This is a genomic window from Nocardia sp. NPDC004860, from assembly GCF_040609015.1.
Taxonomy (GTDB): Bacteria; Actinomycetota; Actinomycetes; order Mycobacteriales; family Mycobacteriaceae; genus Nocardia.
Genome location: NZ_JBEXJI010000034.1, coordinates 1 through 20,283 on the forward strand (window position 1 = coordinate 1; position 20,283 = coordinate 20,283).

The 20,283-nt window shown below is 67.4% G+C and carries 16 protein-coding genes and 4 pseudogenes; 8 read left to right on the forward strand and 12 right to left on the reverse strand.

Annotated features, from left to right (window positions below):
• Both ABZV44_RS38365 and ABZV44_RS38370 read right to left on the reverse strand, forming a co-directional pair.
• Positions 1 to 307: hypothetical protein (locus tag ABZV44_RS38365; RefSeq protein ID WP_354847851.1), on the reverse strand; the 307-nt coding region annotated here is incomplete at its 3' end.
• Between the two features lie 166 nt (positions 308 to 473).
• The gene (locus ABZV44_RS38370; RefSeq protein ID WP_354847853.1) at positions 474 to 1,577 is read right to left on the reverse strand and encodes an epoxide hydrolase family protein; all 1,104 of its coding nucleotides are present in this window, start codon (positions 1,575 to 1,577) and stop codon (positions 474 to 476) included.
• Between ABZV44_RS38370 and ABZV44_RS38375 the strand changes: the two genes are divergently transcribed.
• Positions 1,552 to 2,112, forward strand: a complete 561-nt coding sequence (locus ABZV44_RS38375) for a TetR family transcriptional regulator (protein WP_354847856.1) — start codon at positions 1,552 to 1,554, stop codon at positions 2,110 to 2,112. The genes ABZV44_RS38370 and ABZV44_RS38375 overlap by 26 nt on opposite strands.
• Before the next feature lie 336 nt (positions 2,113 to 2,448).
• On the opposite strand, the pseudogene ABZV44_RS38380 reads toward ABZV44_RS38375, so the two are convergent.
• From ABZV44_RS38380 to ABZV44_RS38395, 4 genes and pseudogenes are all read right to left on the reverse strand, one after another.
• Positions 2,449 to 2,677, reverse strand: a pseudogene (locus ABZV44_RS38380) (class I SAM-dependent methyltransferase); the annotation flags it as partial.
• A 376-nt stretch (positions 2,678 to 3,053) separates the two neighbouring features.
• Entirely contained in the window at positions 3,054 to 3,944 is an 891-nt protein-coding gene (locus ABZV44_RS38385; protein ID WP_354847859.1) for an alpha/beta hydrolase, read from the reverse strand.
• Between the two features lie 40 nt (positions 3,945 to 3,984).
• Positions 3,985 to 4,641, reverse strand: a complete 657-nt coding sequence (locus ABZV44_RS38390; RefSeq protein WP_354847862.1) for a TetR/AcrR family transcriptional regulator — start codon at positions 4,639 to 4,641, stop codon at positions 3,985 to 3,987.
• Positions 4,642 to 4,714: 73 nt separating this feature from the next.
• Complete coding sequence (locus ABZV44_RS38395; protein WP_354847865.1) at positions 4,715 to 4,843, reverse strand: hypothetical protein; 129 nt, start codon at positions 4,841 to 4,843, stop codon at positions 4,715 to 4,717.
• Positions 4,844 to 5,170: 327 nt separating this feature from the next.
• Between ABZV44_RS38395 and ABZV44_RS38400 the strand changes: the two genes are divergently transcribed.
• The 3 genes and pseudogenes from ABZV44_RS38400 to ABZV44_RS38410 form a co-directional block, all read left to right on the forward strand.
• Entirely contained in the window at positions 5,171 to 5,431 is a 261-nt protein-coding gene (locus ABZV44_RS38400) for a hypothetical protein (protein ID WP_354847868.1), read from the forward strand.
• A gap of 129 nt (positions 5,432 to 5,560) precedes the next feature.
• Positions 5,561 to 5,992, forward strand: a complete 432-nt coding sequence (locus ABZV44_RS38405; protein ID WP_354847870.1) for a hypothetical protein — start codon at positions 5,561 to 5,563, stop codon at positions 5,990 to 5,992.
• Between the two features lie 175 nt (positions 5,993 to 6,167).
• Positions 6,168 to 6,296 (forward strand): annotated as a pseudogene (locus ABZV44_RS38410) (IS21 family transposase); the annotation flags it as partial.
• Between the two features lie 279 nt (positions 6,297 to 6,575).
• Here the strand turns inward: ABZV44_RS38410 and ABZV44_RS38415 are convergent.
• From ABZV44_RS38415 to ABZV44_RS38430, 4 genes are all read right to left on the reverse strand, one after another.
• On the reverse strand, positions 6,576 to 6,941 hold the full coding sequence (locus ABZV44_RS38415) for a hypothetical protein (RefSeq protein WP_354847873.1): 366 nt from the start codon (positions 6,939 to 6,941) through the stop codon (positions 6,576 to 6,578).
• Entirely contained in the window at positions 6,934 to 7,155 is a 222-nt protein-coding gene (locus tag ABZV44_RS38420) for a hypothetical protein (protein WP_354847876.1), read from the reverse strand. Before ABZV44_RS38420 ends, ABZV44_RS38415 begins: the two co-directional genes overlap by 8 nt.
• 322 nt (positions 7,156 to 7,477) lie before the next feature.
• Positions 7,478 to 7,792 carry a hypothetical protein gene (locus tag ABZV44_RS38425; protein WP_354847878.1) on the reverse strand — a complete coding sequence of 105 codons (315 nt, stop codon included), beginning with the start codon at positions 7,790 to 7,792 and terminating at the stop codon, positions 7,478 to 7,480.
• Positions 7,789 to 7,998: a hypothetical protein gene (locus ABZV44_RS38430; protein WP_354847881.1), complete on the reverse strand. Its 210-nt coding sequence runs from the start codon at positions 7,996 to 7,998 to the stop codon at positions 7,789 to 7,791. Before ABZV44_RS38430 ends, ABZV44_RS38425 begins: the two co-directional genes overlap by 4 nt.
• 711 nt (positions 7,999 to 8,709) lie before the next feature.
• Between ABZV44_RS38430 and ABZV44_RS38435 the strand changes: the two are divergent.
• Together ABZV44_RS38435 and ABZV44_RS38440 are read left to right on the forward strand one after the other, a co-directional pair.
• Positions 8,710 to 9,017, forward strand: a pseudogene (locus tag ABZV44_RS38435) (transposase); the annotation flags it as partial.
• Positions 9,018 to 9,231: 214 nt separating this feature from the next.
• A complete protein-coding gene (locus tag ABZV44_RS38440; RefSeq protein ID WP_354847884.1) occupies positions 9,232 to 9,774 on the forward strand; it encodes a GrpB family protein in 543 nt (180 codons plus the stop codon).
• Between the two features lie 41 nt (positions 9,775 to 9,815).
• Here the strand turns inward: ABZV44_RS38440 and ABZV44_RS38445 are convergent.
• Positions 9,816 to 10,081 (reverse strand): annotated as a pseudogene (locus ABZV44_RS38445) (hypothetical protein); the annotation flags it as partial.
• Positions 10,082 to 10,569: 488 nt separating this feature from the next.
• Between ABZV44_RS38445 and ABZV44_RS38450 the strand changes: the two are divergent.
• Positions 10,570 to 11,274: a hypothetical protein gene (locus ABZV44_RS38450; protein WP_354847887.1), complete on the forward strand. Its 705-nt coding sequence runs from the start codon at positions 10,570 to 10,572 to the stop codon at positions 11,272 to 11,274.
• 95 nt (positions 11,275 to 11,369) lie between these two features.
• Here ABZV44_RS38450 and ABZV44_RS38455 read toward each other — a convergent pair whose 3' ends face one another.
• Complete coding sequence (locus tag ABZV44_RS38455) at positions 11,370 to 12,251, reverse strand: LysR family transcriptional regulator (RefSeq protein ID WP_354847889.1); 882 nt, start codon at positions 12,249 to 12,251, stop codon at positions 11,370 to 11,372.
• A 357-nt stretch (positions 12,252 to 12,608) separates the two neighbouring features.
• Between ABZV44_RS38455 and ABZV44_RS38460 the strand changes: the two genes are divergently transcribed.
• A complete protein-coding gene (locus tag ABZV44_RS38460; RefSeq protein WP_354847891.1) occupies positions 12,609 to 20,267 on the forward strand; it encodes a type I polyketide synthase in 7,659 nt (2,552 codons plus the stop codon).
• The last annotated feature ends 16 nt before the right edge of the window (positions 20,268 to 20,283 follow it).

Sequence of the window (20,283 nt, forward strand, 5' to 3'; positions counted from 1 at the left end):
CGCAACCAACACCTTCGGCAGAACCCACCTCGACCACACCCGAACCACCAAGACCAGCAACAAGATACACGATCATTGAGGAACGCAGCACTAGGGAGTAGTGGTGCAGTCGAACGGAATCAGGCGCTAACGCAGTGATGCCTGGGTGGCGCAGAGCCCACGGCATCACGAAAATGGTTGTGGCCGTTGCTTCTGTCAACTTAAAGTCGACATAGCGAATATCCGGGCCGATCGCGTCGATGTCCGCGGCGGCGCGCGACGCCCAGTGGATCAGTCGTCCGGACCGTCTGCGCGAGGCAGGAAACATTGGTGCAGTACAGCTCTCGACTGTTGCCCTGCTCGGTCACGGGTTGCCCGCACGACGGGCACGCGGTGGGCGGGACGATACAGCGGTGACGCGGTTGAAGTCCGTGCTTTCCGGAATTGCAGTCACACTGGGTACCCGGAGAGTTCGGAAGGTCGGTCAGCGGTTTTCAACTGCCGAGTTCGATCGCGCGGCGCAGATCGGTGCAGTAGGACCGAGGTTGTTCCCAAGCCGCGAAGTGGCCACCTGCGTGGTGTCTCACGTAGTCGCGGATATTCAGGAACTCCTCGGCGTAGGTTCGCGGCTCCGGTTTGAGGTCGTGCGGGAATACCGACAACACGGTCGGCGTCTCGATGCGGCGGGGCAGGCTGACCGGTTCGGTGTAGGTGGCGAACGAGGTGCCGATCGTGCCGGTGACCCAATAGGCCGTGACCCAGGTGAGCAGCTCGTCTGGCGTGAAAGCCGAAGTGTCGGACCAGGATTCCAGCTTCTCGACAATCCACGCCGCGAGGCCGGCGGGTGAGTCGCAGAGGGCGACGGCAAGGGTGTTCGGCCGGGTCGACTGTATGGCGATATAGCCGCCCTCGGTCCGGAACCATCGTGCCGCATGTGTGAGGTAGGCCGCCGCGTCTGGCGCGAGCGTCGCAGGATCGGCGGTGAGCGCGCGGTGCGGGGCGATGTTGGTGAGGTGCAGGGCGGCGACGCGGTCGGGGTGCTCGCCCGCGAGGACTTCCGCGACGGTGCCGCCCACGTCGCCGCCGGACAGCGTGTAACGGGAATAGCCGAGTTCGTGCAGGGCGTCAGCGATGATCCCGGCGATCCGGTTGACCGACATTCCGGGCGTGGTGAGCGGAGGAGCGAACGGGAAACCGGGTAACGCGGGCACCACCACGTGCATGTCCGCAAGCAAGGGCAGGACGCGTTCGAACCGCAGCACAGAGTCCGGCCATCCATGCAGCAGCACGACCGCCGGGGCGTCCGGGTTCGCAGATCGCTGGTGTATAACTCGTAGTTCGGCACTGCCCGTCTGCACTGTCTCCCAGGGGAATTCGCCGATGCGGCGCTCGTGCGCGCTCCAGTCGTAGACGGTCGCCCAGCGTTCGAGCAGATCGTCGAGGCGGGTGCCGCCGAGGCCGCGTTTTGCGTCCTCACTCCACGGGATCACTACCCGCCGTGTCCGCCTGAGCCGTTCCCGCGTCTCGTCATTCATGTGTATCAACATACACATCATGTGTATGTTGATACACATGAATGTGCGCGATGCGGCCGCCACCCGTCAGCGGATCCTTGAACACGCGCGGCGCGAGTTCGCCCAGCGCGGATACACGGCCGTCACGGTCAAAGGCGTGGCCGACGCAGCCGGGGTCTCACCCAACCTGATCACGCGGTACTTCGGCGGCAAGGACGGACTCTTCCTAGCGGCAGCCCAGGTGGAGATCCCAGTCTCGAACTCCTTCGACGGCGACCGTTCCGAGTTGGGCGCACGACTGGCCGCAAGCATCGTCCAGCGTTGGTCGGCTGCATCGGCGGAGGATCCACTGCTCGTGCTGCAACGTGCGTCCGGCGAGCGTCCGGAGGCGGCCGAGGCGCTGGCCGCCTTCCTCGACACGAACTCGTTGCAGCCGCTGTATCTCTATCTGCGCGAAACCGGTCTCGACGATGCGGAAGCCCGCAGCAGAGCCGCCGCGATCGACGCCTTCGTGCTCGGCGTCTCCACCCGTCGCCGGGTCCTGCGCTCCGAACTCGGCAACCCCGCCGACATCGAAGCCTGGCTCAGCGTCACTATCCAGCGCCTCGCCGACGGGTGACATGCAACCAGAATGCTACGTAGCCAGGGCCTACGTCTCCCCCTCGCTGCATCGATCAATCAGCAACGCGCCCCAACACCATCCGGCTTCCGAGCCACCGGCACCACCTCCAACCGGCGGCATCACCGGTCACCGGCCGATGATCAACCCGCCACCCCGGGCGGGGGTTACAGCATCAACCTTCCCGGATGCGGCACTAGCCGTGATTCTCTGGTGGACCTTCTTTCGAATTATCAGAAGGTCCACCAGTTCGTCAGCACCGCAAGAACTTTAGATCAAGATCAAATATTCTTGCATCTGTACTTGCATTGCCTCGGTCGCCATTCTGTTGGCATTGATGCCCGCGTTCGTCGCGTCGCGGAAAAAGCTCGTCGTAGTCGTAGAACCGGGTACGCACCTCGGCCTCGATCCACATCTGCTCCACCATCTCGTCGGGGGCCGTTTCACTGGTCGCCAGCCGGGTGGGGAGGTCGATGCCGACCGCCCGGACGAGTGGTTCGGCGAACGGCTCGTCGATGAGCGCATCATCGGCGCGGGTCGCGATCGCTCGGGCCGCCGCGGCCATGGTGGCGGTAGAGCCGACGCTGGATGCCAAGTTCCAACTGTTCCGTTGTACGTGTTCGCAGTCATGCTTGGCCCATCCTTGTCCTGGCTCGGTGTGTATTCGGCAAGTGGCATAACGCTTTTCAAGCTTCAGGTCGATGTGTCGGGTTGTGAGAGGTCTCTGGCCCGAACGTGGCTTTCGTTTGCCGATGCTCCTCGACCCGAAACCGAGCCGAGGTGCCGACGAACCCGATCAGTTCCTTCACCGACCTCGCATCGCCCGTGGGCGGTGTATGTGTGGCCACCGACAACCGACGCACACGAGAAGGTCAGCGGGCCGAGATCACCCCAAGCCGAGCTGTCAGGGCAGCGTCATGTGGATGGTGAGGCCCGTCAACTCATGCGGGTGTGCGTTGTACCAATTCCTGGATGAAGGCGGTGACATCCATGGGCTTTTCTTCTGCCATGAAGTGTCCGGCATCGATCGGCCTGTAGGTGGCGGTCGGGGCCCATTGCTGCCACAGGGCAGATGCGTCGAATCCGAGGCGCGCCCCCCAGTCCTGGGAGATCACGGCCACGGGCATGGCCAACTGGGCGCCTGCTTTTCGGTCGGCTCGGTCCATCTCGAGGTCGATACCGGCGGTGGCCCGGTAGTCGGCGACGATGGACGGTACAGCGCGCGTGGAACTGTCGATGTAGTGCTGGCGTACGTGTGGTGGGAATGTGGTTCCGCTGGGGTCCCAGGCGTCGAGGAACGAGCTGAAGAAGTCTTCGGCGACTGCTTCGATCATCCGCTCGGGCAAGCCTTTTGGTTGGGCCATCAGGTACAGGTGCCAGGCGACCGCTGCATCGACACCGTGCAGCACGTCCCAGGTATCCATGGTCGGCAGGACATCCAGGATCCCCAAGTGGGTGATTTTCTCCGGGTGGTCGAGTGCGGCCCGGACCCCGACCAGAGCGCCGCGGTCATGGCCGATCAGGCTGAACTGTTCGTATCCGATTTCGCGTGCGATGGTGACGATGTCGTGCGCCATGGTCCGCTTCGAGTAGGTGTCCGGACTCGTTTCTTCGGGTTTGTCGCTCGCGCCGTAGCCACGCAGGTCGGGCACGATAACCGTGTACCGCTCGGCGAGTTCACGGGCGACGTGCCGCCACATGAGGTGAGTTTGCGGGAAGCCGTGCAACAAGACGATAGGGTGGCCGTCACCGCCGATGGCGACATTCAGATGGACGCCGCCTTCCCCGGGGAGCTGTCGGTATTCGAAGCCGTCGATCGTTGTACCCGTCATGGGCGCGCACCTTTCGTTGGTTGGGTTGAGAAGTGTGTCGTCAGGAGAAGATGGCCGGCAGCGGCGGTTCGGGTCTCACGCTTGCTCGCAGAGCGGGAATCAGGATGGTGTCGACCAGGTGCGCCAGGTATTCAGGTCCTGCCGGAAGCCCGTTGAGCCTGCGCAGAAGCAGCACTGACCCGGCGATTTCTTCGTAGGGGAACGGTTGTGCGCCCGCTGGTAGCTCTCCGCGGCCGATGGCCGCAGACATCACCGATGCCGGCAGCTTGGCCCCGGTCGGCCCGGTGACTTCTTCGATATGGCGGCACAAGTCGGGGTCTTCCAGGCCCGCTTGGAGCAGCATCAAGCTCATTGTCGCGTCGGCCGAGCGCATAGTGGTGTCGAGCCGTTGGCACAAAGCCATCAAGTCTCCCCGCAGGGAGCCGGTATCCACCGCGTCGGCGGAGTTGCCGGACGCGGGGCCGGCCTTGACCGCAGCGACCACCATGTCACGCTTGGTCTCCCAGCGCCTGTACAGCGTCGCCTTCGACGCCCGGGCACGACGCGCGACCGCCTCGAACGTCAACGCGTCATAACCGACCTCGCCGAGCAGTTCCAACACGCACGCGAGAATCTCGACCTCGCGCAGTCGATCCCGGGGACGTCCGGTACGCACCCCAGTGGCCGGGTCCACAGAACGCTCATTACGAAACGACACGTTCCGTACCGTAACAGAACGCAGACTCGACATCCATCGGTCGATGGTCATGTCAAAAAGGACGCGTGGTTACCTATCCGCCGAGCGCGAGCCGGGAGCTCATGTTCATCTTGACCTCGCCGTAGGGCAGTACATGAGACCAGAGCAGTCGGGTCAGGCCCCGTTCGTCCTCGGCGGTGAGTACGCCGCACGACGCACTCACCGCGGCCGGCGTTCCTGGGATTGCCTTAGCTCGACGTCGAGTTGCACCCCCCGTCCGGCGGCGGAACCGGCAGCGCGAGTTCGGTTCCGGTGATCGGCGGTCTCTCGAGCAGCCTTACGCCGCATGAGGTCCTGTCTCCCAATGAGCCGAATCGACCCGACGACGGCGGATCTGGCTTCGGCCGCGCAGGCGAGCCGGCCCGACGGGGTGGGTTATCCGACGGTCGATCGAGCTCGTTACGTGATTGCGGGCCCCCAGAATTCGCGGCAGTCCTGTGAGAAGGACTCCTCCTAGAGTTCTACGCAGCGCAATCCGAAGGAGACGACGATGAAATCGGTTCTGCGAAGTCAACTCCCACAACTACTGGTCAGCTGTCTTATCGCTGGCGTGCTCGCCGTCGGCACCGCGCAGGCCGCACCTGTCGCTGTCGACCCTGAGCAGTCCAGCGCGGCCGCCATCGCCACCGGCGAGGATTCCGGTTCAGCGGCAACCGGGTCGGTCAGTTCATCGGAACTCGCGATACTGCGAGTGCTTCTGCTGTGCCCCCTGGGCCTCATGTCGGGTCAATCCTGCAATCTGATGCCGTGACTCTGCCGAACGACGAGCCGACCTTCTCAGCGCAACAACACATTTGGTGAGAACATCCAGAGCAAGGAGTGCGATTTGAAGTATCAAAGCCTGACGCGTCTGGGCTCGTGCGCCGCCGGCCTAGCGGTCTTGGCCGCGACCACGGTGTCGATGGCCTCGACGGCCGCCGCCGACGACTGGATCCAGGTTTCGGGTACGGTCCGGTGCGTCAACCAGACGTACACACTTACCGTCCCGGCATCGAGGGTTCAGACCGGTATCTCGTCCTATTACTTCCTTGACGGCAAGAACTTGAACACCGCAGCCATGATCGGCAGCGAGCAGCCCATCCAGCACGGCCAGGACGCCACGGCTTCCTGGACCCCCACCACCAGTGGCACCCACACCCTGTGGTGGCGAGGCATTCAGGCCGGCGGCGGGGGCATCATCGGTCCTCAGGAAATTACTGTGGTCGACCAGGCGCCCGCTGGGCAGAACTGCAATCCGGCCACCGGCGGCGGCACGGGCAGCGCCGATTCCCTGCCGATCATCGGACCGCTGCTGAGCCAGCTGGGTCTCTGAACCGAACGGGCACAGTCGAGCGGCGTCTGTTCAGATCAGCCCACGACCAGGCCCGTCGCTGAGGGAGCACCGAACGCATTTCGATGATGTCGCCGTCGATGAGCGCGGTTTCGAAGGATGCCGGGCGGTCCGGCGTCGCCCCAACTGAGGCGCGATCAGTACCGTCGCCAGGGCCGAACGCTCATTCCTGCCGGGCCGAACATTCACCGGCCCAAGCGATTTCAACACACAGCTCGGCGCGTGGTTGGAGTTGGTGAATGCCCGGCCGCGCCGGGCGTTGGGCTGCGCACCGACTGACCGGATCACCATGCGGCGACTCGACGTGGCCGAATCCCGCCTGTCGCAGGACGGCCTGCTGACCTTCTGCCATCGGCCGGGGCGGGGCGCGCACCGGAGATCACGGCATGCGCCTTCGCCCACGTTCGGTATGTCGCCGACGCGGGGTTGCGGGTGCGTGGGATCGCTCCGCCCGGAGTCCAATCGGCCGCCGGTTCGGGCTGTTCCCGCGATTCCTGCTCTGCGAGCTGCCCTTTCGCGTTCCGGCCAACGACGCCCGCTCTGGAGCAAGCGAGGGAGGTTGTGGTCAGGCGGCGTGACCGGGCCGATGTGACAGCCGCGCCAGGGCTTCGTCGACGGCGCTGGTTGCGATCTGTCGAACCTGGTCCAGTGGCACCATTTCCGGCTCGTCGCTATAGGCGTTCTTCAGGTCCTTCTCGGCCAACCAACGGTAGTAGGCGCTCTTGGACATGCCGAGTTCACCGGCGCGGATCTCGACACGCAGATCAAGGTCCTGCGGCAACTTGATCGACCGCGCCACCATGCCGGCGCCGGAGGTGGCCTCGGCCCCGGTCGCCGGTACCGCGGGCTCGCTGCCGGGCTGCAGACGCGCGAGGATCTGCGCCATCTCCTCCGGAGAGACGTCATTGGTGTGGGTGGTGTTGTCAATCATTGCGGGCCTCCCACTGAGTGAATTCGGCTGTTTCGGCGGCGGTCAACGGGCGGACATCGACGATGTAGAAGTCCGGCGGGGCGATCCGGCCGGTGACCTGGACGATTTGTCCTTCGTCGGCGCGGATCCACAGCCGATACATCTGCCAGCCGGTCGCGGGGTCGTGGGCGGGCTGGCCCCATGCCCGACGCTGCCCGGCCAACCACCGTCGCATCAGTTGTGTGACTTGGTCCGGCGTGAGGTCAACGCCAGCGGTAGCCATCAACTGCGCGAGGGCGTAATAGAGTTTTACGGGCACCCGGTCGAGACTACCCCTGGACCGTTCGAGACTACCACGGGGACTGAGTATCCGACACGCCGAATATAGGTAGCAGCGCGATCGGCGGCCCCGGTCGCTACCTGATCGGGCCGGGCTCCGGTCGTCGACGAAGTCGCCTACGTCGTCGAGCGCAGCGGCCCGATTGTGCCGCTTCCTTCGTGGACTGCCGTGCGCCTCGGCTAGTCGATCTGGTGCGGGACCGTCAGATGCTCCGCCGTCAGAGGTCGAATCGCACGGCCAACACCACCTTGATGAAGTCGAGCATCTCGGTGGTCACAGTCCCGTCGTAGGTCCCGGCCTCGAGTACCGATCGCACGCAGGGTATGAACCGGTGTACCGCGAGCACGCGGCCTTCGTCCCAGCCCACCGAGAAGATCCGCAGATCCCGCGGCATCTCGCGGGCGTCGACCACCGGCACCGCCAGCGCGACATCCCGATGGCGCAGAAGCGCCTGGCCATCGACGATTACCACTGTCAGATAGCCGTCACCGGCTGCGATGGTGTAGGTGTCGCCCTGGCGCAGTTCCCTCACAGGGGCATGCCCATACCGATGCGCAGCAGGTCGGCATCACTGTATTTCGGTGGGTTGTCCTGCTCGTGTGCGGCGATGCGCCGCAACTCCTTGTCCGCGAGCCGCTGGAGAACGGCCCGGTTGATCTCGGCACTGACGTTGCCGTCCGCAGTCGCGCGCAGGGCCTCGGCGGTCGCGTCCGGGAGGCTGATGTTCAGTTTCGCCATGCCACCACGGTAAAGCGTGACGCTTTACTGTGGCAACTGCTCGCCGTGCCCGCGTCGCGTCAGCAACCGGGTTGCAAGGGATAGCAGCCGGGCGGCAATTGGCGGGTTGCCGGTGCATCGGTGGACGGCTCTTGTTGGGGCTGGATAGCAGGTACCGGGATACCGGCCTGGCTCGTTCTAGTGGGATGGGCGGCCGGATGGTTGGTGGGCATGGAGGAGATACCGACCACGACTGCCGCAATCCCGGCCGCGGCGGCTGCAAGGGCCATGCCCACGCCGCTTGCACGGCGGTTCCGCGCCGGGGGTGGATGTCGCAGGCGGCGTGTACCGGCGGCTCGTCCAGCTGTCGCCGGGCGCGTACCTCGTGTCGGCGGAAGAGGCAACAGCGGGCACCAGGCGCTGCGACGCGATCGGCGCGGGCGGGCGAACATCGGCGACCGGCACCGGCGCGGGGGTCGGCAGTGTCGCGGGGAGTTGCTGTGGGAGCAAGGTGGGCCGCGGGCGCGGGTGGGACGGTTGCACCGGGGCGAGTTTGGGGATCGGCGCGGGTCGGGGCACGTGCTGGCGTACGGGGATCAGTCCGGCGGAGACGATCAATTGGTCGATCTGGGTCTTCTCGTATCGTTTGAGGGTGCTGCGGCCGGTCTGGTACCAGTCGCTGCGGGATACCGTATCCGCCGTGATGCTCACCGGCGCAGGAACACCAGCGCCGGCGACATGCGCTCGGAAGCCGCGTTCGCGCACCGGCCGGCGTCGCCCCGATCCCCGCCTCATCCGGTCGCACCCGCCGACACCGCCGGGGCCGCGGTGGTGACCGGACAGCCAACAACGCCCTCTACACCATCGCCGTGGTCCGCATGCGCCATGACCCGCGCACCCACGCCTACGTTGAACGCCGCACCGCACAAGGGATTTCGAAGAAGGACATCATCCGCTGCCTCAAACGATTCATCGCCCGCGAGGTCTACCACGCGCTCACCGAACATCCTCCGCAGCACCAACCAGCCGAACCTGCTTGACATCTATAGGAGCATCACAAAACGACTTACGCTGATGAGTGGACGTCTGGCCTGCGGGACTTGTGACGGTCGGAGTCGGCGCCCCGGCTTCGGAGTCCGGCCATGGAGTTCGATGCGCTAGCCTGGACAACTTGCCATTTCCAATTCCAGAAGGTTGTGCGCAGTGTCGTTTCCGCCCGAAGTAACACAGCGATTGATAAGTACCCCAGAGCAGATGGCTGCCGCGTGGGTCGATGGCGAGCCGCCACGACTCGAACCGATAGTTCTCGCTGCCTACGATCCATGCTGGCCGGAGCTGTTCGACGAACAAGCCGATCTGATCCGCCGCGCCCTGGGCGACCGGGCCCTGGCGATCGAGCATGTCGGCAGCACAGCGGTTACGGGGTTGGCCGCCAAGCCCATTGTCGACATCGACCTTATCGTCAGGGATTCCGCAGATGAGGCGGCCTACCTCCCCGGGCTGGAAAAGGCAGGATTCCGTCTGGTCATGCGAGAGCCGCACTGGCATCGGCATCGAATGCTCACGCGCGCCGACCCGGCGGTCAACCTCCATGTGTTCAGCCCGAACACTTCCGAACACATCCGGCACTTGGTGTTTCGAGACTGGCTGCGCAGCCACCCAGAAGACCGAGATCTCTATGACAACGCTAAACGCGAGATCGCCGCGAGAACAGCCGGCACTCCCGTTGACTACAATCTGGCCAAGAACCCGGTCATCGACGAGATCTATCGGCGAGCATTCGACCAGGCCACATAGGTCGTCGTGATGTACGCGACCGATCGGCTCAACCGTCAGAATCACGCACTACAACAGCTGAATCGGCGCTCAGCATCGGGCGAAGGATAGTGCGAGTATCCGGTCGTCGGTGCGGACATCTCGTCGAGTGCTTGTGACGGTGTGCGGAATCCGAGGGTTCGAGGGCGTCCGTTGAGTTCGTCACGATGGCATCCAGATCGGCTTGGCTGTAGGTGCGTAAGTCTACCTGGCGGGGAAGGTATTGACGCAACAGACCATTCGTCTTCTCGTTGCTGCCGCGCTGCCACGGGCTCTTCGGATCGAAGAAGGACGGCAACGGGAAGACCTTGGGGTGCAGCTTGTTTTGGTCGACAGTCGCCCTACCAAGGGCTTCCTCGTATCCGGCGGAGCCACGTCGTATCCAGTTCCGTGTCCTACCAACATCATCCGGCCAGGAAGAAATGGCACACGGTTCTCGCGGTAGTCATATCGACAGTGCTCCAACGGTTTTCCATTACGAAACGCGAGTACTGGCGGTGCCGTGTGCTCGCAGCCGCAGTCGACGACAGGCTGTAAGGCGGCTCATCACCGTCGCATTCAGGTGGAGTCGAACCGGCCTATTCGCGGCCGGCAACAGTGGTTTGAACGGCGATGGGTTCCTGTGTGTCGGAGTTCGACTGCATTTGCTGATAAGTGACGAGTCGAAACGCCTATCGGTTTCGATGATCAAGCTGATTCTTATTCTCCGCAAACTTCATCGGTTGTCCAATGCTTGCTGCTGTCCGCGTGTTCGACAGTAGAAAGCAGGACGCACACATGCGCATGAAGAAAGTCGCCGGCGCCGCAGTACTGGTCAGTGCTGCTGTACTGGCTGCGGCGACCGGGACCGCCGGCGCCGCCCCTGGTCATGCCGACGAAGGTGTCGTCGCCTACAACGCGACGGCGACCGATACCACGACGACCATCACGACCGATTCGGGTTCGCTGGTGGTGGAGAACAATGTCTTCAAGGTGAAAGCCGCCAACGGTGCCACATTGGCCGGAACCGAATTGTCGTTTCGGGTGGATGATTTCGTCTTCCCTATCGCCGCCGAGATCAAGGACCGCACCGCGACCCTTACTCCGCAATTCGATGTGGCCCACGCGGTGTACCAACCGGTGGCCCTGCCGTACGAGGATCAGGCACCGTTCAAGACGCCGTACGACCGTGAACAGGCGGCGTGGAATCGCATGGTCACCACGATCGGCACCGGTGCGACGATCGGCACTGCGGTCGGCGGACTGGCGGGGGCCGCGATCGGCTGCGTGATCGGTGGTGCGGTGGGCGGTACCCTGACCGGTGCTCTCACCGCCCTTTTCGGTGCGTTGCCCGCGGCCGTCGGCGGCTGCATCGGCGGCGTCGCTGTGGTCGGATTTCTCGGAACCGTGATCGGTCAGCTGTTCATCACCGCGCCGGTGGCGATCCTCGCTGCGGCTCAGTACTTCACGACCATCAACGCGCCGTTCACGCCGGCCAAGTAGGTCATCGTTCTCGCCCGCCGGCGAGCGCTCCCGGTCCGTCGGTCTCCGGCCCGACGGACCGGGGGCGGAAGCCCGCGGGCCGGCGCGAACCCGGTTCAGGCCACGCCGCGCAGCCCGCCGCGGGAGATCGACCGGTAGTGGGCGGTGATGGCCTCGACCGCGATGCTCTCGATGTGATCCTCGAGCCCGCGCCGGGTGACCAGCCGGACGTCGATCGCACCCACCTCCGGCAGTTCGCCGACCGAGGTGAGATCGCATGGCGCCGCGGACAGGAACGGCAGCAGCGCGACACCCAGGCCCGCTTTCGCCGCGGCCAGCAGTCCGTCGAGGTTGCCGGATTCCGCGGTCACCGAGACTTCATAGCCGAGTTCGCCGAGGGCGTGGACGGCCCGGCGGCGCAGCCCGCACGGTTCGGCGAAGGCGACCAGCGAGATCGGCCCCGGCGTGGGCGGCAGCTGCCAGTTCTGTGCGGCGAACCACTGCAGATCGAGCAGGCCGACCTCGGTCCCGACCGGTTCGGCGGTGTTGCCGCCCAGCACGACCACCAGGTCCAGGACGCCTTTGATCACGGCATCGGTCAGTGCGGTGGATCGGTCGATCCGGAAGTGCAGGCTCGCCTCCGGGTAGGTGGTGCGCAGCACGCCGAGTAGATCGGTCAGCAGACCGTCGGCCGCGTGCTCGGTGGAGCCGATGCTGATCTGCGGCCGCGGCGATTCGGCGAACCGGGCCAGGACCCGGTCCTGCGCCGCGAGCAGCCGCCGGGCCTCGACCACCAGTCGCTCACCCTCTGGCGTGAAACGTGAAGTGCGACCGTCCTTTTCGACGAGTGTGCACTTCAGTCGCCGTTCGAGCATCCGGATGTGCTGGCTGACGGTGGGCTGGCTCAGGTGTAACGCGTCGGCCGCGCGCCGGAAGCCGCCGGTATCGGCGATGGTCACGAGTGTGCGCAAGTGCAGCAAATCCAGCGGATCAGGCATACCGTACAGTCACCTTCGGGTTGGTCGACGCTGGTGGACCATCTAACCCGAGTTCGAATCAGTGTGCCGCCCTTTGAATCTCCGAGATTGCAATGAATTTCTGCTCGGCGGATGATATTCCTCCGCACGCGCTCCCGGGAAATCGATCGGACTTACGGATGAATGCATATCGGCGATGGCGATCGTGTCATGAAACAGCTTGTAGCACAGCATAATTCGAGCGCACACAGGTGATGTGACCTCCGCCACCTCCGGTTGTTGGTTCGTCAATTCGAATCGCACAATGACTTCACGTGGAGCGTTCCGGGTGGGGTGATGCTCGAATTTTCTCCGGATCATGAGGAGAGCTGATCTGCTGTGAATGATTTTCGGTATGCAGGGTTTTCCCGGGCTGTCGCGATCGTCGGTGTGTCGTGCCGGTTGCCGGGAGCGAACAATCCCGGCGAATTCTGGAATCTCCTGAAATCGGCGGGGAATTCGCTCGGAGTGCCCGCTCGGACCCGCTCGGCGGCGGGCGGTGACGTGGCGGGCCTGGTCGGCGGCTTCCTCGAGCAGGTCGATGAGTTCGATGCGTCGTTCTTCGGCATCTCGCCGGCCGAGGCACGGCTGATGGATCCACAGCAGCGCCTGCTGCTCGAATTGGCCTGGGAGGCAGCCGAAGACGCGAATGTCCCGATCACCGATCTCCGGGATTCCGCGACCGGGGTCTTCGCGGCGGCGATGGCCGCGGATTACGCCGAGTTGGTGCGGGACGGCGGGAAGGCCGCGATCACCAGGCACACCCTCACCGGCGTGAGCCGCGGTGCGCTCGCCAATCGCCTCTCCTACACCTTCGGCCTGCGCGGTGCGAGCTTCACGGTCGACTCCGGTCAGTCGTCGGGATTGACCGCCGTTCATCTTGCTTGCGCGAGTCTGGCTGCGGGCGAATCGGACTCGGCCTTCGTGGCAGCGGTCAACCTCAACCTGACCCGTGCGGGCGCGCTGAGCGCCGAGCGCTTCGGCGGCGTCTCCGCGACCGGCCGGGCGTCGGTGTTCGACGCGGGCCGCGACGGGTATGTGCGAGGTGAGGGGGCGGTGGTGTTCCTGCTGAAGCCGCTGGATCGCGCTGTCGCGGAACGGGATCGGATTCATGCGGTGATTCGGTCCACTGCGGTGACGAATGACGGTGGCGGCCGGTCGTTCACGGTGCCCACTGCCGCTGGGCAGTCTGCGGCCATCCTGCGGGCTCTGGAGCGGACCGGGATCGGTCCGGGCGATCTGCAGTATGTGGAACTGCACGGCACCGGGACCCGCGCCGGAGATCCGATCGAGGCGGCGGCGCTGGCCGAGACCCTCGGCCGCGCGCGCCCGGCGGGCGACCCGCTGCTGGTCGGATCGGTCAAGCCCACCGTCGGCCACCTCGAGGGTGCGGCGGGACTGGCTGGTCTGTTGAAGACGGTGCTCAGCCTCCGGCATCGCGAGCTGCCCGCAACGCTCGGGCACGAGAACCCCGATCCCGCATTGGATCTGGCGGCGTCGAACCTGCGAGTGGTGACCGCGGCGCGCCCGTGGCCGCACCCCGACCGCACCCTGGTGGCCGGTGTCAGTTCGTTCGGCATGGGCGGAACGAACGCGCACGTGATCGTCGAGCAGGCGCTGGCCGGCACCGGGGACTGGCGGCAGCCGGACGCCGATGACCGATCGGAGTGGCCGGGCACGCTCGTCGACGGTGTAGTGCCGTTCGTGGTGTCGGCCGATTCGAGCCGCGCACTGCGTGCTCAGGGTGCGCGACTGGCCGGGTTCGCGGCGGACGTCGAGCCCGAGCCGGTGGCGCTGGCTTCCGGCTTGATTCGCGATCGGGTCGAATTCGACACCCGCGCAGTGATGTTGGCCGATAACCCGTCTGCCCTGGTGGCCGGACTGACCGCACTGTCGGAGGGGCGCACGGTGGCCGGGCTCGTGACCGGGTCGGGCGCGCGCGGCGCCGTGGGTGTCGTGTTCGGCGGGCAGGGCAGCCAGCGGGCCGGCGCCGGGCGGCAGTTGTACGAGCGGTTCCCGGTTTTCCGTGCGTCCTTCGACGCGTCGGTGGCGCTGCTGGACCGGTATCTCGGTGCGGCGGTCGACTTCTCGGTACGCGCCGTCGCCTTCGGCGACCCCGGCACCGAAGGGTTGATCGATCGGACGATCTATACCCAGCCGGTGATCTTCGCGGTGGAGGTGGCGCTGTATCGGCTGCTCGAGTCGTGGGGGATCGAAGTCTCGGCGGTGGCCGGGCATTCGATCGGCGCAGTGGTCGCCGCTCACGTGGCCGGTGTGCTCTCCCACCCGGACGCCGCGCGCCTGGTGGCGGCGCGGAGCCGGTTGATGGGCTCGCTGCCCGCCGGTGGCGCGATGGTGGCGGTCGAAGCCGCCGAGACGGAGGTGCGCGCCGCGATCGAGGCCGCCGGACAGTCCGGTGTCGTGGCCGTGGCGGCGGTGAACGGCCCTCGGGCGGTAGTGATCTCGGGCCCGGACACCGAGGTCTCGACGCTCGCCCGGACCTTGGAGGAATCGGGGCGGCGGGTGAAACGCCTGACGGTGTCGCATGCCTTCCACTCCGCGGCGATGGATCCGATCCTCGCCGACTTCGAGGCCGCGCTCGCCGAATTGTCCTTCACCGCACCGGAGTTGACGTTCGTGTCCGATGCGACCGGCACCCGGCTCACCGCGGCGGAGGCGTTCGGCCCGCAGTACTGGTCGGGCCATCTGCGCGGCACCGTGCGCTTCGCCGACGTCGTACGCGCCCTGCGCGCCGACGGCATCGGCGTGTTCCTGGAACTGAGCGCGGACGCCGTCCTGACTCCGATGGTGACGGCCACGCTGCCCGACCTCGGACAGGCCGTCGCGACGGCCGCCCTCCGCAAGGACCGCGACGAGGTGACCGCACTTCTGACCGCGACCGCCGTGGTCTACACGAACGGGCATCGGGTGGACTGGACCGCACTGATACCACCCGCGGTGCGGATCGATCTGCCCACCTATCCCTTCCAACGCGAGCGGTACTGGGTCGATACGCCCTCCCAGTCCGCCGTGCGCGCTGATGCCGCTCGGTCCGAGGCGGATTCCGCGCAGGCTCCCGTGCCGGTCGATCAGGCGGCGCCGCGCGCGGTATCGGTCGCCGAGACCGTACGCGGGGCGACCGCCGCGGTGCTGGGCTACACCGATCCACAACAGGTCGACATCGGCAGCACCTACCGGGATCTCGGCCTGGATTCCCTCGGCGCGGGTGAGCTGGCCACGCTGCTGACCAGGGAGCTCGAAGTCGCGGTGGTCCCGACCGCCGTCTACGACTACCCGACCCCCTCGGCCCTCGCCGCCCACCTCGACGACAGGTTGCAGGCGAGCGCCGGATCTCGGGCCGAGCATCCGGCCGGTGTCACACCGGCACCGGGCCGCCCCATCGACGCCGCCGAGCCCATCGCCATCGTGGCGGTGAGCGGACGGTTTCCGGGTGGACACGGTTCCCCCGAAGAACTCTGGGATCTGCTCGCGGCTGGCGGCGAGGCGATCGGCGACGTCCCGGCCGACCGGGGCTGGGACCTGGACGTTCTCGCCGCCGCCATCGGGCAACCCGGCCAGCGAGGCGGATTCCTCGGCGAGGCAGCTGATTTCGATGCCGAGTTCTTCGGCATCTCACCGCGCGAGGCCGTCGCGATGGACCCGCAGCAGCGGCTGGTCCTCGAGTCGGTGTGGGAGCTGTTCGAGCGCGCGGGCATCGTCGCGGACTCGCTCCACGGCAGTCGCACCGCGGTGTATCTGGGCGCGAGCCCTTCGGAGTACGGTCCACGCCTGCACGAAATAAGCGGCGCGGCAGCCGGATTCGGTCTGACCGGAACCGCGCCGTCCGTGCTGTCCGGCCGGGTGGCCTACACCTTCGGGCTGGCCGGGCCGGCGCTCACCGTGGACACGGCCTGCTCGTCCTCGCTGGTGGCCCTGCACCTGGCGGTTCGCGCACTGCGTGCGGGGGAGGCGGATCTCGCGATCGCCGGCGGGGTGACGGTCATGGCCGGTCCCGGCATGTTCACCGAGTTCGCCCGGCAAGGTGGACTGGCCGCGGACGGCCGGTGCAAGGCATTCGGAGCCAGCGCCGACGGCACCGGCTGGTCCGAGGCGGTGAGTCTGGTGCTGGTGGAACGGCTCTCGGAGGCGCGTCGGCTCGGGCACGAGGCGCTGGCGGTGGTGCGCGGCAGCGCGATCAACCAGGACGGCGCGTCCAACGGTCTGACCGCACCCAATGGCCTGGCCCAGCGCCGGGTGATCCGTGCGGCGCTCGCTGACGCCGGACTGACGGCCGCCGACGTGGATCTGATCGAGGCACACGGCACCGGGACAGCGCTCGGCGACCCGATCGAGGCCCAGGCCCTCCAGGAGGTGTACGGACAGGGCCGCACTGCGCCGGTGTGGTTGGGTTCGCTCAAGTCGAACATCGGCCACACCCAGGCCGCCGCGGGCACCGCGGGCGTCGCGAAAACTGTGCTGGCGCTGGGGAATCAGCTGATTCCCGCCACACTGCACGCCGAACCGGCCTCCCCGCTCGTGGATTGGCAGGCCGGAGCTCTGCGACCGGTCGTCGAGCCCCGGCCGTGGATGCGTGGTGCCCGGCCCCGGCGCGCGGCGGTGTCGTCGTTCGGGATCAGTGGCACCAATGCGCACGTGATCATCGAGGAAGCGCCCGACGTGCCGGTCGCCGAGTCGGCCCCGGGCACGGTGGGGCCCTTGCCGTTCGTGCTGTCGGGCCGGACTCCGGCCGCCCTGCGCGCGCAGGCGGATCGTCTCGCCGCGCACGTCGCCGGGGCGGGTGTGCTCGCTACGACGGCCGTGGCGTCGTCCCTGGTTCGGCATCGGGCCACGTTCGCCGCCCGCGCCGTGGTGATCGCAGATGGTGACGTGTCCTTGCGCACCGGACTGAACGCTCTCGCCGGACAGGGCACGGCACCGAACGCCATCACCGGACCGGACTCCGCGCACGGTGCGGTGGGCGTGGTGTTCGGTGGACAGGGGAGCCAGCGTGCCGGAGCCGGAAGGCAGTTGTCCGAGCGGTTTCCGGTGTTCCGCGAGTCCTTTGATGCCGCTGTGGCGCTGTTGGACCGGTATCTCGGTGCGGCGGTCGATTTCCCGGTCCGTGCCGTGGCCTTCGGCGAACCCGGCACCGAGGGACTGATCGACCGGACGATCTACACCCAGTCCGTGGTGTTCGCGGTGGAGGTCGCGCTCTACCGGCTCTGGGAGTCGTGGGGCGTCGAGGTCGCGGCGGTGGTGGGGCATTCGATCGGCGGGGTGGTGGCCGCGCACGTCGCGGGCGTGCTCTCGCTCGAGGACGCCGCGCGGCTGGTGGCTGCCCGCGCCCGCCTGATGGACGGGCTGCCCGCCGGCGGCGCCATGGTGGCGGTGGAGGCCGCCGAGGACGAGGTGCTGGCGGCGATCGCCGCCGCCGAAGCGACGGCCACGGTCTCGGTCGCCGCCGTGAACGGTCCCCGCGCGGTGGTGATCTCGGGCCCCAAGGGCATCGTGTCGGAGGTGTCGGGCTGCCTGTCGGCGGCGGGCCGGCGGGTGAAACGGCTGGCGGTATCGCACGCCTTCCATTCCGCGGCAATGGATCCCGTGCTCGACGAGTTCCGCGAGGTGGTCGCGAGCCTGACGTTCGCGGCCGCCACCGGTCCGCGCGTCGTGTCCGACCACACGGGCCGCGCGGCGACCGGCCCGGAACTCGCCGATCCCGAATACTGGGTCCGCCATCTGCGCGGCACCGTGCGCTTCGCCGACGCGGCGCGCACGCTGGCGGCGACCGGGATCGGGCTGGTCGTCGAACTGGGCGCGGACGCCGTGCTGGCCCCGGCCCTGGCGAGCACGCTCGACGGCGTCACCGTGCTCTCCGCGCTGCGCCGCGACCGTGACGAGACCACCGGCCTGCTGACAGCCGCCGCCACCGTGTTCACCCACGGACATCGCGTGGACTGGTCCGCGATCGTGCCGCAAGCCCGTCGGGTCGCGTTGCCCACCTACGCCTTTCAACGTGAGCGGTACTGGACCGACGCACCGCGCGCGGAAGCCGGCCGCACTCCCGACGAGTGGGTGTACCGCCTCCGATGGGAGCCGTTCACACCCGCCACCGCGACATCGGACGACGATTCCACCTGGGTGCTGGTAACCCCCGCCAACGGCGCCGCCGACGGCTGGGCCGCAGCCCTGCGCGCAGCGCTCGACGACCTCCAGCTCGCCGAGCTGCGGATCAGCCCTTCGACCACAACGAGATCCGCGCTGACCGCGGCCTTGGCCGACGTGCCCGGCGAGACCCTGACGGTGGTGTCCCTGCTGCCACTCGCGGCACGTGGCACCGGCCCGGCGTTCGATCTCGATCTCGCCGCAGCCGCGATGGCACTCACCCAATCCGCGGCCGCCGACCCACGAGTCATCGCCCTCGCGGTGCTGACCAGCGAAGCGTTCGCCCTCGACACCGAGGACATTGCGCAGAACACCGACGCGGTCGGTGCGGACGTCCATCCCGCAGGGGCGTGGCACGCCGCTTTCACCGCCGCCGCGGCCACCGAGGGCGGCCTGGGCGCGGGCGCGGTCTTCGATGTGCCCGCCGAATCCGGCACCCGCGCCGCGGATCAGGTCGTCGGCGCACTCCGGAACACCGGCGGCGAACGCGAATTCGCGATACGCGCCGGCCGGACCTGGGTGAAGCGGTTGCGGCCGGGCAGTCTTCGGGCCGGCGGCCGCTGGCGTCCGACGGGGACGGTGCTGATCACCGGCGGGACCGGCGCGCTGGGCGGCCGGATCGCGCGCCGCCTGGCCCGCAACGGGGTCACCGATCTGCTGCTGGTCAGCAGGAGCGGGCCACAGGCCCCCGGCGCGGCGGAGCTGATCGCCGAATTGTCCGCTGCCGGAGCGCATCCGGTGGTGGCGGCCTGCGACGTCGGAGATCGGAGCGCGCTGGCGGCCCTGCTGGCGAGCATCCCGGGCGATCGGCCGCTCACCGACGTGGTGCACGCCGCCGCGGTGCTCGACGACGGTCTGGCGGACAGCCTCGACCGCGAGCGCATCGAACGGGTGCACCGGGTCAAGGTGAGCGCGGCGCTGTACCTGCACGAGCTGACCCGCGACCGCGAGCTGTCCTCGTTCGTGCTCTTCTCCTCGGTCACCGGCGTGATTCCTGCACCGGGACAGGCGAATTACGCGCCCGGCAACGCGGTCCTCGGTGCACTGGCCGCACACCGTCGCCACCTGGGCCTGCCCGCCACGGCGATCGCGTGGGGACACTGGGCGGGCGCGGGAATCGCGGGTGCGGCCGCCGGGCAACTGCGGCGCGGAGGGCTGCGGCCGATGAATCCCGCGCAGGCCCTCACCGCCCTCGAACACGCCGTGACCGGAGGCGAGACCGAGATCGTCGTTGCCGACATCGATTGGGCGGCAGCCGATCCGATCCATGCCCGGCTGCTGACCGGTCTGCTGCCTGCCACCGAGCCCGCGGCAGCCCCGGCCGGGCTCGCCGAACAGCTTGCCGACGTGGACGATGCCGAGCGCCACCGCCGGGTGCACGCCCTGGTGCAGGAGGAGACCGCGGCGGCGCTGGGTCACACCGATCCGCACGCCGTCGACGACGATCGCGGACTGCGCGATCAGGGCTTCACCTCGCTGTCGTCGGTCGAGTTGCGCAACAGACTGCGCCAGCGCACCGGCCTGGATCTGCCCGCCACACTGGTTTTCGACCATCCCACGGTCACCGCCCTGACGGCGTTCATCGCCGATCGGATCGTCCCGGCGCGACCCTCCTTGCTCGACGTCCTGCTCGGTGACCTCGAGCGCGTGGCCGCGGGGCTGGCCGCGACCGAACTCCAGGCCGCCGATCGCGCGATCGCACTCGACCGACTGCACCGGCTGGCCAGCGAATCCGGCGGCACCGCAACCGACCCCGACGCCACTCCCGCCCTGTCCGAGTCCGCCTCCGACGCCGATCTCATCGACTTCATCGGCTCCGAGCTCGGCATCTCCTGAACCGCCCGCGAATCGA

What these genes read in the sequence shown, in the direction of transcription:
- ABZV44_RS38375 (WP_354847856.1), top strand. Translation starts at nt 1,552, where the DNA reads ATGAATGTGCGCGATGCGGCCGCCACCCGTCAGCGGATCCTTGAACAC.
- ABZV44_RS38385 (WP_354847859.1), bottom strand. Translation starts at nt 3,944, where the DNA reads ATGACGGGTACAACGATCGACGGCTTCGAATACCGACAGCTCCCCGGG.
- ABZV44_RS38400 (WP_354847868.1), top strand. Translation starts at nt 5,171, where the DNA reads ATGAAATCGGTTCTGCGAAGTCAACTCCCACAACTACTGGTCAGCTGT.
- ABZV44_RS38415 (WP_354847873.1), bottom strand. Translation starts at nt 6,941, where the DNA reads ATGATTGACAACACCACCCACACCAATGACGTCTCTCCGGAGGAGATG.
- ABZV44_RS38420 (WP_354847876.1), bottom strand. Translation starts at nt 7,155, where the DNA reads ATGCGACGGTGGTTGGCCGGGCAGCGTCGGGCATGGGGCCAGCCCGCC.
- ABZV44_RS38430 (WP_354847881.1), bottom strand. Translation starts at nt 7,998, where the DNA reads ATGGCGAAACTGAACATCAGCCTCCCGGACGCGACCGCCGAGGCCCTG.
- ABZV44_RS38440 (WP_354847884.1), top strand. Translation starts at nt 9,232, where the DNA reads ATGGCTGCCGCGTGGGTCGATGGCGAGCCGCCACGACTCGAACCGATA.
- ABZV44_RS38450 (WP_354847887.1), top strand. Translation starts at nt 10,570, where the DNA reads ATGCGCATGAAGAAAGTCGCCGGCGCCGCAGTACTGGTCAGTGCTGCT.
- ABZV44_RS38455 (WP_354847889.1), bottom strand. Translation starts at nt 12,251, where the DNA reads ATGCCTGATCCGCTGGATTTGCTGCACTTGCGCACACTCGTGACCATC.